This window comes from Vibrio sp. Vf1514, from assembly GCF_052076135.1.
Classification (GTDB): domain Bacteria; phylum Pseudomonadota; class Gammaproteobacteria; order Enterobacterales; family Vibrionaceae; genus Vibrio; species Vibrio furnissii.
Genome location: NZ_CP197267.1, coordinates 2,462,434 through 2,474,889 on the forward strand (window position 1 = coordinate 2,462,434; position 12,456 = coordinate 2,474,889).

The following is a 12,456-nucleotide window of genomic DNA, read 5'->3' on the forward strand; positions in this document are numbered from 1 at the left end:
AGGCTTTCAGTGTACCGGAATTAGTTTGCGAAGAAAAGGAAAAGGGGCGAAATCGCCCCTTTTGTCTACAACTTACGCTTATTTTGTTAACTACGTGACAAGTAGTTCGCTTTGCCCACCCACTTGTAGCTGGTGAGTTCTTCCAAGCCCATTGGACCGCGCGCGTGCAGTTTCTGAGTGGAGACCGCCACTTCCGCGCCCAACCCAAATTGCGCACCGTCCGTAAAGCGGGTTGACGCATTGACATACACCGCAGCTGAACCCGCAGCATTGATGAACAGTTCCGCATTGCACAAGCTGTTGGTCATGATGGCATCCGAGTGGCTCGCGTTGTGCTCACGCATGTGATCAATCGCGTCATGAACATCTCGCACCACTTTCACGCCCAGTGTGTAGCTCAGCCATTCGGTGTCAAAATCGCCCGCTTGCGCGTCACGAAGCTGCGTTGCCGAACTCATCAGCGCTTTGGCTTTGGGTTCCGCAACAAACGTCACTTTGTCATTCAGTTTTGCGACCAATTTTTCCAGCAGAGGCTGCGCAATGGCTTCATGCACCAGTAAGGTATCAAGCGAGTTACACGCTGATGGACGCTGCACTTTGGCGTTTTCAATCACATCCACCGATTTATCCAAATCAGCACTGTCATCAACAAAAATATGGCTGATACCAAACCCGCCAATGATGACCGGAATCGTGCTGTTTTCTTTACACATTTTGTGCAAGCCCGCGCCGCCACGCGGAATAATCATGTCCACGTAATCGTCAAGTTTGAGCAGTTGAGTCACCAGTTCACGGTCTGGTTTTTCAATGTATTGCACAGAAGCGGCAGGCAGCTGCGCTTTTTCCAGCGCAGACTGAATCACTTTGACCAGCTCCACATTGGAGAAAAACGTCTCTTTGCCGCCACGCAGAATCGAGGCGTTACCGGTCTTTAGACACAGCGCGGCGATATCGATGGTCACATTCGGGCGCGCTTCATAAATCACCCCGACGACGCCCAGAGGCACGCGACGACGCGACAACGACATGCCATTTTCGAGCACTTTGCTGTCGATTTCGCTGCCCACCGGATCATGAAGGCTGATCACGTTACGCACGTCATTGGCAATCGCATTCAGGCGCGATTCATTCAGCAGCAAGCGATCCAACAACGCATCACTTAAACCGGCATCGCGGCCCAATTGGATATCTTTGGCATTGGCCGCAAGAATTTGCGCCGCATTGGCTTCCAGTTCATCAGCAATGATGGCCAGTGCCTGATTTTTTTGTGCCGTCGAGGCGGTGGCGAGTTGAAACGACGCGTCTTTGGCCGCTTTCCCCATGAGTGTTAAATCCACTGTCTCTCTCCCTATTCCTGAATCACGACCATGTCGTCGCGGTGAATCACTTCTGAGCCATAATCATAGCCGAGTGTTTCGATAATCATTTTACTGTGTTTGCCGGCAATTTTTGCCATGTCGCGGCTGGAGTATTTCGCGATGCCACGCGCCACCAAATGGCCATGGCCGTTGGTCACCCGTACCACTTCGCCACGCGAGAATTCACCTTGAACGCGCACCACACCTTTCGCCAGCAGGCTGCTGCCTTTGTTCAAGACTGCGCGCACTGCGCCATCATCGATGAAGATGTCACCGGATGCAGCTGGCCCAGCCAAAATCCAGCGTTTGCGGTTTTCGAGCGCTTCTTCCAACGGTAGGAAGCGCGTGCCTTGCGGCGCGTCGCTCAGGGAATCGAAAATGACGTTCGGCGCACGACCAGCCGCAATGATCACCTCAATGCCCGCACGGCGAGCAATATCTGCCGCTTGCAGTTTGGTCGCCATACCGCCAGTGCCTAAGGTGGTGCCACTGCCGCCTGCGATTTTACGCAGCGTGTCGTCAATGGTTTTGACTTCTTTGATCAGCTCGGCATTGGGGTCTTTACGCGGGTCGGCGGTGAATAGCCCTTTTTGGTCAGTCAGCAGCAGCAATTTATCAGCGCCGCACAAAATACCGACCAACGCTGACAGGTTATCGTTATCGCCCACTTTGATTTCGTTGGTCGCCACCGCATCGTTTTCGTTGACGATCGGAATGATGTCGTGAGCCACCAACGCGTTGATGGTGTCACGTGCGTTGAGGAAACGTTCACGGTCGTCAAGATCAGCACGCGTCAGCAGAATCTGGCCGATTTTGATGCCATAAATCGAAAATAGAGATTCCCAAGCTTGAATCAACTGACTCTGTCCCACCGCGGCCAGCAACTGTTTGCTTGAGATCGCGTTGGGCAGTGCGGGGTAACCAAGATGTTCACGGCCTGCTGCAATTGCACCAGACGACACGATCACGACTGAGTGACCTTGTTTTTTCAGTTCAGCACATTGACGCGCCAATTCGACCATATGCGCACGGTCGAGCGCCAACGTACCACCGGTCAGAACACTGGTTCCTAGTTTCACGATGACAGTTTGTGAAACATTTCCGCTTTGATGATTCGTTTTCATGATTTCTTCTGTAATGAAAAACATTTAAGAGAAGATGTTTTAGCAATCAACAGCGGAATGCACAAGCAGAAAAGGTGCTAAAAAGCACCTTTTTGATTGACAGATATGTCAGACGGGTAAAACTAAACGAATTCAGTTGATTGCTCATGCAAAGATAGCGTGAGCGCGAAACGTTCTTGTAACGTTTTCTCTAACTTTTGATGAAAGTCTTCCTGCGTGCGATTCACCTCTGGCAATGCCGTTTTCGGCACCGCATCGGCGTGCCATTCACCCGCCAGATTGTAACGCCCGATATGATATTTCGCTTCAAACCCGTCGGACGTTGGGCTCAGCTCCATCCACCACCCCCAAAATTCACGTTTCTCTGGGGACTTTTTATCGTTGACACAAAACGCTAAACAATCAAACAGATAGAAACCATCTTTGCACTGTCCTTCGCGCAAATAAGGACCAATGGCTTTCAGTGCCGCCAACAAACGATAATGGGTCGGACTCTTCGTCACCTCTGACATATTGACTCTCCGTTGCAATGTTAAGAATGACCTTTAATATTTGATAATTATATATTTAAGCAATATATATTCATCACTCTTAACTAATTTAGGGCAAAAGTCATCTGTTGAGTTCGTCTTCCAGCCAATTTATCGCTAAATCGAGGGATTGCTCATATCCTTGTGTAATTGTCTTACTTTTTATTTGCTTAGCTTTACCACCTTGACTAAAGAGCGCCACCAACTGGTTATCGCTGTACGGTGATACCGGATCGCCTTCCAGCCCCATGGCGAGAATCGGCACTTTGGTACGACGGCTGCTAAGGAAGCCTTGCATTTTCAACGACCACGCCATCAGCTGCCCAGATAAGCTGTCGATATCCACCGCCGATTTACCCAAACGCGATGCCAGCACATCCAAATACATTTTGGTCATCATCTTCATTTTTTTCGGCGAAACCAGCACATCGTGAATCGGCGCGCCGAGAGAGACACACGCTTTCACACGCTCTGGCTCGAGGAACGACAGGCGCACCATCGCATTGCCGCCAAAGCGGAATCCAACGAGGCCGACACGGAAGTGATCTACCCAAGGCAGCGTATCCAGTTGGTTGAGCACAGCCTGATGCAAGCATGACGAATCTTCTGTGAGCGCCCAGTGCGAACTGTGGCCCACCGAAGGCATGTCGATGGTCAACATCGCGATATCCCGCTTGACCAAAAAGTCACGGAACAAACGCCACATGTCCGTTTGTAAGCTATCAAGCCCGGCACTGACGATCACCACCGGCTGCGGTTTTTCAGTATTGGAGAGATGCAGGTGGCCGACGATTTTTTTGTTTTTGTATGGGAACTCTAAGCGTTTCACCACGTATTTGGTGAGGTTGGCCGCTTCCATGTAAGCGTTGTTGGCCAGAATTTGCGCTTGCAGCGCGAGGTTATCGTTTCTCAGATGTGGGTAACCGGCAATGCTGAAGCAGAGCGACGCGGCAAACATTTCATCAGCGGCTTTTTCGCCGGCTTTTGACCCGGCGCGCGCCTGATGCTGCATGCCCAGCTTGGTCCATTCATAGGCCCAGTTGCCACCACGATACCCCATCACCGTATCCAGCCAGCGATCTTCGGTACGGGAATGTTTGGATGAGGCGATACGCGCTAGTACTTCTTCTTGTTCAACCGGATCGATGCCCTGCCAAGCCCATTGCAAACGACGCAGGTTTCGGTACCAAGCGTTGTCCTCTTGCTCTTTTTTCTGTTCAAGAAATTGTTGGCTACTTGGCATGTACTGAATAAGAGAGGACGTTTCTTTGGCTTGTTTATGCTTTTGGAACAAAGTCTCAGAAAGGTTTTTGCTGATTTCTTCGGACATAACGCGTCTCTGTTGAGAATAGTGGCCTAATAGTAATAAAAAAAATGGCCCTAAACAGGGCCATTATCAAATAAAGTTGAGAATCACAGTTTATTTTTGTTTACGGTTTACCGGTTCAACAAACGACAAAACCATGTCCCAAGGCTGTTCAATCCACGTGTCTTGTGGAATGTCCACCACGTATTGATCCACCAATTCACGACCTGCAGGCTTCGCGCATACAGTCACAAATTTCGCTTTAGGATACATTTCACGGATCTTACGCGCTGTATCGCCACTGTCGACTAGGTCATCAACAATCAGGAAACCTTCGCCATCGTGATCGGGTGCTTTTAGCACGCTCATGTCACGTTGGTGATCGTGGTCGTAGCTCGAGATACATACGGTATCGACGTAACGAATACCCAGTTCGCGAGCCAGGATAGCTGCTGGTACCAAGCCACCACGGCTTACACCCAGGATACCTTTCCATTGTTCTGCAGGCATTTGAAGTTCAGCCAGTTCACGGCAGTACTTCTGCATATTGTCCCAAGTGATAACGAATTTTCTACTCATTGTTATTGACCTAAAGTTTGGAAATGTTTTGCCGCGCTTACGCAGCAAGAATGTATTTGACAGCAAAGATGATCGCCATCACCCAGACACTGAGTGACACGCTGCGGCCTTTCCCACTCAACAGCTTAATCAGCGCGTACGCGATAAAGCCCATTGAAATACCTTCTGCAATTGAGAAAGTCAGTGGCATCAAAAGACAGGTCACCACGGTTGGCGCCGCTTCGGTCAGATCGCGCCAGTCAATGCTTACCAGTCCTGAAAGCATCAGAATAGCAACGTAAAACAGCGCACCTGACGTCGCGTAGGCTGGGATCATACCCGCTAATGGCGAGAAGAATAATGCAAGTAGGAACAAAATACCAACGACAACTGCGGTCAGACCGGTACGGCCACCTGCTGCAACACCCGAGACACTCTCGACAAAAGAAGTGGTATTAGACGTCCCCAGCAGTGCACCCACTGATGTGGCCGTTGAGTCCGCCAGCAGCGCGCGGTTCAGACGAGGGATTTTGCCGTCGTCACCAATCAGGCCCGCTTTAGTCGCAACGCCGACCAATGTGCCCGCAGTGTCAAACAGGTCGACAAACAGGAATGCAAACACAACGGAGATCATGCCCACTTCGAAAACGTGTGAGAAGTCGAGTTGCATGAAGGTTGGTGCCAAGCTTGGTGGCGCAGACATCACACCGCCCCACTGCACATCACCGAAGATCAGACCCAAGACGGTGATGGATAAAATCGCAATCATCACGGCACCTTTCACACCACGGTGAACCAGTGCGATGGTGAAGAAGAAACCGAGTGCGCCCAACACTGCAGGCAGCGACGTGATGGCCCCCATAGAAACCAGTGTTGCTGGGTTATCAACCACGATACCAGCATTTTTCAGCGCAATGAACGCCAAAAACAGACCAATACCCGCCGAGATACCGGTTCGCAATGACATCGGAATCGAGTTGATGATCCACTCTCGAATCTTAAACAAGCTCAGCAGAATAAACAGCACGCCTGAACAGAACACGGCTGCAAGCGCAACCTGCCAAGAGTAACCCATACCCAGCACGACCACGTAGGTAAAGAACGCGTTCAGGCCCATGCCCGGTGCTTGTGCAATCGGATAGTTCGCGACGAGACCCATGATGAAACAGCCAACCGCTGCCGCCAGACAGGTAGCAACAAAAACTGCACCACGATCCATTCCGGCATCTGAAAGAATCGCTGGGTTCACGAAGATAATGTATGCCATGGTCAGGAAGGTGGTGACCCCTGCAATGATCTCAGTGCGCACGTTTGTGCCATGTTCACTGAGTTTAAATAGCCTTTCCAGCATGTTCGAGTCCTAATAAAGGTAAAAAGTAAACGGTTGCGTAATCGATTGGGCGCAGATTATAAAGTTATCAAATCACAAATTCCAGACGGAATTTGCATCGATTTTTTAGAAACTCAGAAACATTTATGCACAGCTACACATAAACAGCAGGCTTTTCGGCCAAAAAATCATCACCAGAATGGCAGTTCAGAAATGAGAACAACCTCTCCCTTTTGCTTGGCTGCACATCAGAGAGAGGTTGTGAATATCAGCAGCATCCACCCGATGGGACTAGGAATTCATCACCTTGTTCGGTAACCAAGTAACGAGGTCTGGAAACAGCATGCAGATCACCAGCACCACAAACTGCACCAGAATGAATGGCGTGACCGATTTGTACAGATCCATCATGGTCACCCCTTTCGGCGCAATGCCTTTGAGGTAGAACAGTGCAAATCCATACGGCGGCGTCTGCACCGCAATCACAATGTTGAGAATCATCAGCACGCCAAACCAAATCGGGTCATACCCGAGTGCCACGGCAACTGGAGTAAATATCGGCGCGCACATCAACACAATGATAAATTCATCGATGATGAAACCGAGCAGCAACATGATGACTTGAAACATCATGATGATGACAATCGGCGGCAGGTCGAGATTTTGAGTAAACCCCGCCACCATGCCTTGAATGCCCATCAGCAGATGGAAGTTACTAAACACCGACGCGCCGAGAATAATCCACATCGCGACACTGACCAGCATCGCGGTTTGCATGCCCGAACGCATCAAGAGTTCCGGTTTAAACCGCTTGAACAGAATCGAGAGCAGAATCGCGCCCATCACGCCCAACGCGCCCGATTCCGTTGGCGTCGCAATCCCGGCAATGATGCTACCAAGGACGACCACAATCAGCGCAAACGAAGAGGCGCCGTCACGAATGGTTTTAAACAGCTCATAACCTTTGGGGATTTCGATGTCGTTGTCGATGTCCATCGGCGCACGTTCCGGACGCATTTTACAGCTGATCACCACGTAGCTGATGAGCAGCACGATCGTGATCAGCGCGGGTACCATCGCGCCAAGAAACATCTTGCCGACCGAGTTCTGAGTCGAGGATGCGAACATGATCATCGGAATGCTCGGCGGAATCAAAATGCCCAGCGAACCGCCTGCCATGATCACCCCGAGTGCCAGCTTCTTGTCGTAGCCGCGCTCAAGCATCGGTTTGAGCGCAATCGAACTGGAGGTCATGATGCCAGCGCCGATGATCCCCACCATCGCGCCGATCATTGAACAGACGCCGATCACGCTGATCGCCAGCGATCCGCGCACACGGCCGATCGCCAGTTGGCTGGCGTTAAACATCGCATCGCCGATCCCAGACCGCGTCAGGATCTGCCCCATGTAGATGTACAGCGGGATCGCCAGCAGAATAAAGTTGAAGAAGGTGCTTTCGACCGTGGTCGGAATGATGTTAAACAGCGACTCGCCCCACACCAGATACCCGACGCCCATCGCGATCCCGCCGAGCGCCAGCCCCACTTGCGCGCCAAGAACGAACGCGGTCAGAATACAACCCAACAACACCAGGGTTAACATCTCAATTCCCATTTGGGCTCTCCTTGTCAAAAACGGAATCCAACTGGTCGTTATCGACCTTAAATGGCTGCTCATCCAGATTGACGTGCTGATGAACCTCACCATTCAATTCGCGGCCTTTGATCAAAAAGAACAGATTGGCAATCAACTCCGTCGAATATTCGGCGATGAACACGCCTGCCGAAACCGTCATCATCAACCAAAAGTGATGCATGGCGGGTGCCCATTCACTCTGAGTTTTGTAATTGAATTCGAGACTTTCGATAAACATACCACCGCAGGTTTTGACCATGACCGCCAGAAACCCCATCGCCAAAATCCCCGTCAGCACATCAAACAGGCGTCTGGTTTTTTCCGACACTTTGGCGTGAATGATATCGACGTTGATGTGCGCTTCGCGTTGCTGAGCATACGCGCCGCCTAATGCCGCAATGTAGCCAAACAAAAATAAGGACGTGTCGTAACCCCAAATGGTTGGGCGGTTCAACACGTAACGAGCAAACACCTCGTAAAACACAATCACGGCAAGTACGGGAAGCAAGTACGACACTGAGCGTCCAATCAGACTGACGACGTATTTCGTGAACTGGCAATACCTCAGTAAAATGGCTTCAAGCATAGAAATCTCCCTATAAAAAACAGGCGAACCCAAACGGGTTCACCTGCGTCGTCCATTATTGTTGCTCAAGAATATCCACCAGCTGCTTGGAGTACTTGTCTTCCGCGGCATACTCTTTTGCCAGCGACATCCCCGCGTCTTTCCACGCTTTCAGATCCGCCTCTGAAGGCTGCGGGCTCCATTGCAGGCCTTTGGCCTCCATGTCTGCCACCGCTTGCGATTCCCACAGTTTGGATTTCGACATCTGTTCCTGCGCGTGCGCTGCCGTTGCCGCTTTCACAATCGCCTGCAAATCGGCCGGTAGTTTGTTCCACGCTTTCTGATTGACGACGATGGGGAGCACTTGCGCGCCCGCCAGTGGCACGGGGTACATGTATTTCGCCACTTCAACGTGGTTGCCATCGCGGTGATCAATCATGTTTGAGCCGATCGAGCCGTCGATCACACCCGTTGCCAGCGAGGTGTAGATTTCGCTCCATGCCAGAGAAACCGGCGAAGCGCCCAAATTACGCAGGAACTTGCCGTATGCACCTGGCGCACGAATCTTCAAGCCTTTGAAATCGGCAATCGAATTGATGGGCTGCTTGGTGATGATGTACACCGGTGGTTGAATGTAAGGATCGAGCCATTCTAGGCCTTGCGAACCGTACGCTTGTTTAAGAATTTTGCCCCAACCTTTGTCATGGAACAGCGTGGTCAGTGCCGCGACATCCGACGTGCCACCCGGCAAGCCCACTTCCACAACGCCCGCCGGGAATTCCCCAGCATGCATCGGTTGAAAGGGTGCGCCCATGGTGATCAAACCCGATTTCACCGCGCTCAGAATGCCGCTGGTTCCAACGCCCTCACCGGAGTAAAGCACTTGCACGGCGATGCGACCATTCGACATGGTTTCGATGTTCTTGGCCAGGTCTTCATACACCTCGCCAAACGCAGTGCCACGGCCGTATAAGTTCGCAAAACGCCAGTTGTACTGCGCCGCTAGGGTTGCAGTCGAACACATCAAAGCACTCACCCCAACCGCCGCGGCCAGAACAGCTTTCGCCAGCTTGGTTCCCTTTACACTTAACATAGAAATTCCTCTTCCTGCATCGTTACACTTTTGTTATTGATTTGTTTCCCAACTCAATATGAAGAACGGAAATGGAATGCGATAGAGCCAGTGGCGAAGTTGTTATGGTACCAGCTCAATTCACCGTTCTGGTACCAACGTTTGTGAGCAACTGGTACTCAGTACGCACCGCGTTTTGTGTCTAACATGCCATCATCAGCTTACAAAAGAGATACAAATATGGAGCACATTGTTAACAAGACGCTACTAAATGCGACCTGCGCAGCCAGTGACGACGCGATTGCGGTCCTCAACCCCGCCACCGATGACATTCTGGCCTACATTCCATCTGTCGATACGCAAACCATCCACACGCTGATCGCCCGTTCAAAACAGGCGCAGCAGCGCTGGCAAGACAAAACTGCCGCCGAGCGCGCGGTGATTCTTAAGCGTTGGTACGATTTGATGGTAGAGAACGCCGACGACCTCGCGCGCATCATGACCTTGGAACAGGGCAAACCGCTGGCCGAAGCCAAAGGGGAAGTGATGTACGGCGCATCCTTCATTCAATGGTTCGCCGAAGAAGGCAAACGCACCTATGGCGAGACCATTCCGTCACCGGCAGGCAACAAACGTCTGATGACGGTCAAGCAGCCGATTGGCGTTGCCGCCGCCATCACGCCTTGGAATTTTCCGATTGCGATGATCACGCGCAAAGCCGCACCTGCGCTGGCCGCCGGTTGTAGCTTCATCGTTAAACCCGCCAACCAAACGCCGCTGTCAGCCTATGCCACGGCGGAGCTGGCCTATCAGGCGGGTCTGCCTCAAGACTTGTTGATTGTGCTCAACAACCATTCATCGGTCGCCGTGGGCGATATTTTCTGTACTCACGAGGACATCAAAAAGCTGTCATTCACTGGGTCGACTCAAGTGGGTCGCCACCTGATTACCCAATGTGCAGGCACCATCAAACGGACATCAATGGAACTGGGCGGCAACGCGCCGTTTATCGTGTTTGATGACGCCGACATCGATGCCGCGGTGCAAGGGGCCATTGCCTCGAAATTCCGCAACGCCGGTCAAACCTGCGTGTGCGCCAACCGCTTCTATGTGCAGGATGCAGTGTATGACGAGTTCGTGACGAAATTCGTCGCGGCCGTGGCCGAACTGAAAATGGGCAACGGTCTTGAAGCGGGCGTCAACATCGGTCCGCTGATTGATATCAAAGCGAAAAACAGCGTGCTCAGCTACATCGACACGGCGGTCGAACAAGGTGCCAGCATTGCACTGGGCGGTCAGTCTGCGGGCGGGCTGTTTATCGAACCGACCGTATTGACCAACGTGACACAAGCGATGGACATCGTGCAAACCGAACTGTTTGGCCCGGTCGCGCCGATCGTGCGTTTCTCCCACGACGACGAACTGGTGCGCAGCGCCAACGACACCATTTACGGCCTCGCCAGCTACTTCTACACCACCAATATTCACCGCGCGTTTCACATCGCCGAAAAGCTGGAATACGGCATGGTGGGCATTAACGAAGGACTGATTTCCAACGAAGTCGCGCCCTTTGGCGGCGTGAAACAATCCGGCTTTGGCCGCGAAGGCGCCAAACAAGGCATCGACGAATACCTCAATATCAAATACCTCTGCTTCGGTGGCTTTTAAGCCGCTGAACATCATCACAAGGACACGCAAACATGACAAATACGGAATGGCAAACTCGCAAGGAAAAAGTCGTCGCGAAAGGCATGGCGAACCTCGCCCCCATTTACGCAGCGAAAGCAGAAAACGCGCTGATCACCGATATTGAGGGCAAGCAGTACATCGATTTCGCCGCAGGTATCGCGGTGAATAACACCGGTCACTCACACCCACGCATCGTCGCGGCAGTCAAAGAGCAGCTCGATCAATTCAGCCACACCTGTTCCATGGTGACGCCTTACACCAGCTTCGTTGAACTGGCCGAACGCGTGGTCGACATCGCGCCGGGAGAGTTCGACAAGAAAGCTGCATTTGTCACCACAGGCGCAGAAGCGGTCGAAAATGCGATCAAGTTTGCGCGCGCATACACTGGCCGTAGCGGCGTGATTGCCTTTAAAGGCGGCTTCCATGGCCGTACCAACCTATGTATGGGACTGACTGGCAAAGTGGCCCCATACAAAACTGGCTTTGGTCCGTTCCCGAACGACATCTACCACGTGCCTTACCCAAATGCGTATCATGGCATCAGCGAAGCGCAGAGCCTCAGCGCAATTCAGGATCTGTTTGCCTGCGATATCGAACCATCACGCGTTGCCGCGATCATTTTTGAACCGATTCAAGGTGAAGGCGGTTTCTACCAAGCGCCAAACGCTTGGGTCAGCGCGATCCGCGACCTGTGTGATCAACACGGCATCGTGATGATCTGTGATGAAATTCAAACTGGGTTTGCCCGCACCGGTAAACTGTTTGCGTGTGAATACTTCGATGCCAAACCGGATCTGATCACCATGGCGAAAGGCATTGCTGGCGGCTTCCCGCTGTCGGGTGTGGTCGGCAAAGCGGAGATCATGGACGCCGCCACGCCGGGCGGCATTGGGGGCACATATGCCGGGTCGCCACTGGCCTGCCGCGCTGCACTGGAAGTGATTCAGATCATCAAAGATGAAAATCTGTGTGAGCGTGCGCAGCACGTCGGTCTGCAATTTCAAGAAAGCTTGCTCGAAATGCAGAAAACGATCCCGCACATCGGGGATATTCGTCAGGTCGGCGCCATGATTGCGATGGAACTCAATGATCCAACCACTGGCTTGCCACTTGCAGACCTGACCAAACAATTGGTATTAAAGTGTCATCACCAAGGCGTGATCTTGCTCTCGTGTGGGGTGAAGGCAAACGTGATTCGTTTCCTTCCGCCACTGACCATCGAGTCAGCACTGATCACTCAAGGCTTGGATATTATAAAAACGGAACTGCAGTCGTTAATCTGACCGTCA

The 12,456-nt window shown here is 52.0% G+C and carries 11 protein-coding genes; 2 read left to right on the top strand and 9 right to left on the bottom strand.

Going from position 1 to position 12,456, the window contains the following annotated elements:
- Positions 1-86: 86 nt before the first annotated feature.
- The 9 genes from ACS18Q_RS11455 to ACS18Q_RS11495 all read right to left on the bottom strand — a co-directional run bounded on the left by ACS18Q_RS11455 (position 87) and on the right by ACS18Q_RS11495 (position 9,499).
- The gene (locus ACS18Q_RS11455) at positions 87-1,337 is read right to left on the bottom strand and encodes a glutamate-5-semialdehyde dehydrogenase (RefSeq protein ID WP_441257095.1); all 1,251 of its coding nucleotides are present in this window, start codon (positions 1,335-1,337) and stop codon (positions 87-89) included.
- A gap of 11 nt (positions 1,338-1,348) precedes the next feature.
- Positions 1,349-2,506, bottom strand: coding sequence for a glutamate 5-kinase (proB, locus tag ACS18Q_RS11460; protein ID WP_004724922.1), 1,158 nt, complete (start codon positions 2,504-2,506; stop codon positions 1,349-1,351).
- A gap of 98 nt (positions 2,507-2,604) precedes the next feature.
- Complete coding sequence (gene crl / locus ACS18Q_RS11465) at positions 2,605-2,994, bottom strand: sigma factor-binding protein Crl (protein WP_004724924.1); 390 nt, start codon at positions 2,992-2,994, stop codon at positions 2,605-2,607.
- Positions 2,995-3,094: 100 nt separating this feature from the next.
- Entirely contained in the window at positions 3,095-4,342 is a 1,248-nt protein-coding gene (gene frsA / locus ACS18Q_RS11470) for an esterase FrsA (RefSeq protein ID WP_004724926.1), read from the bottom strand.
- A 90-nt stretch (positions 4,343-4,432) separates the two neighbouring features.
- Positions 4,433-4,897, bottom strand: a complete 465-nt coding sequence (gene gpt, locus ACS18Q_RS11475; protein ID WP_038150864.1) for a xanthine phosphoribosyltransferase — start codon at positions 4,895-4,897, stop codon at positions 4,433-4,435.
- Between the two features lie 37 nt (positions 4,898-4,934).
- Positions 4,935-6,227 (bottom strand): NCS2 family permease, encoded by a 1,293-nt coding sequence (locus ACS18Q_RS11480; protein ID WP_004724929.1) that lies wholly within the window; start codon positions 6,225-6,227, stop codon positions 4,935-4,937.
- A gap of 270 nt (positions 6,228-6,497) precedes the next feature.
- Positions 6,498-7,820: a TRAP transporter large permease gene (locus tag ACS18Q_RS11485; protein ID WP_004724932.1), complete on the bottom strand. Its 1,323-nt coding sequence runs from the start codon at positions 7,818-7,820 to the stop codon at positions 6,498-6,500.
- Complete coding sequence (locus tag ACS18Q_RS11490) at positions 7,810-8,427, bottom strand: TRAP transporter small permease subunit (protein WP_014204548.1); 618 nt, start codon at positions 8,425-8,427, stop codon at positions 7,810-7,812. Before ACS18Q_RS11490 ends, ACS18Q_RS11485 begins: the two co-directional genes overlap by 11 nt.
- A 55-nt stretch (positions 8,428-8,482) precedes the next feature.
- Positions 8,483-9,499 (bottom strand): TRAP transporter substrate-binding protein, encoded by a 1,017-nt coding sequence (locus tag ACS18Q_RS11495; RefSeq protein WP_004724936.1) that lies wholly within the window; start codon positions 9,497-9,499, stop codon positions 8,483-8,485.
- Positions 9,500-9,718: 219 nt separating this feature from the next.
- On the opposite strand from ACS18Q_RS11495, the gene ACS18Q_RS11500 reads away from it, so the two are divergent.
- Together ACS18Q_RS11500 and gabT are read left to right on the top strand one after the other, a co-directional pair.
- The gene (locus tag ACS18Q_RS11500; RefSeq protein ID WP_014204547.1) at positions 9,719-11,146 is read left to right on the top strand and encodes an NAD-dependent succinate-semialdehyde dehydrogenase; all 1,428 of its coding nucleotides are present in this window, start codon (positions 9,719-9,721) and stop codon (positions 11,144-11,146) included.
- A gap of 32 nt (positions 11,147-11,178) precedes the next feature.
- The gene (gabT, locus tag ACS18Q_RS11505; RefSeq protein WP_055466488.1) at positions 11,179-12,450 is read left to right on the top strand and encodes a 4-aminobutyrate--2-oxoglutarate transaminase; all 1,272 of its coding nucleotides are present in this window, start codon (positions 11,179-11,181) and stop codon (positions 12,448-12,450) included.
- The last annotated feature ends 6 nt before the right edge of the window (positions 12,451-12,456 follow it).

Bases quoted from the DNA above. Each gene is read 5' to 3' on its own strand.
- proB (WP_004724922.1), bottom strand. From the start codon at position 2,506: ATGTTTTTCATTACAGAAGAAATCATGAAAACGAATCATCAAAGCGGA.
- crl (WP_004724924.1), bottom strand. From the start codon at position 2,994: ATGTCAGAGGTGACGAAGAGTCCGACCCATTATCGTTTGTTGGCGGCA.
- frsA (WP_004724926.1), bottom strand. From the start codon at position 4,342: ATGTCCGAAGAAATCAGCAAAAACCTTTCTGAGACTTTGTTCCAAAAG.
- gpt (WP_038150864.1), bottom strand. From the start codon at position 4,897: ATGAGTAGAAAATTCGTTATCACTTGGGACAATATGCAGAAGTACTGC.
- ACS18Q_RS11480 (WP_004724929.1), bottom strand. From the start codon at position 6,227: ATGCTGGAAAGGCTATTTAAACTCAGTGAACATGGCACAAACGTGCGC.
- ACS18Q_RS11485 (WP_004724932.1), bottom strand. From the start codon at position 7,820: ATGGGAATTGAGATGTTAACCCTGGTGTTGTTGGGTTGTATTCTGACC.
- ACS18Q_RS11490 (WP_014204548.1), bottom strand. From the start codon at position 8,427: ATGCTTGAAGCCATTTTACTGAGGTATTGCCAGTTCACGAAATACGTC.
- ACS18Q_RS11495 (WP_004724936.1), bottom strand. From the start codon at position 9,499: ATGTTAAGTGTAAAGGGAACCAAGCTGGCGAAAGCTGTTCTGGCCGCG.
- ACS18Q_RS11500 (WP_014204547.1), top strand. From the start codon at position 9,719: ATGGAGCACATTGTTAACAAGACGCTACTAAATGCGACCTGCGCAGCC.
- gabT (WP_055466488.1), top strand. From the start codon at position 11,179: ATGACAAATACGGAATGGCAAACTCGCAAGGAAAAAGTCGTCGCGAAA.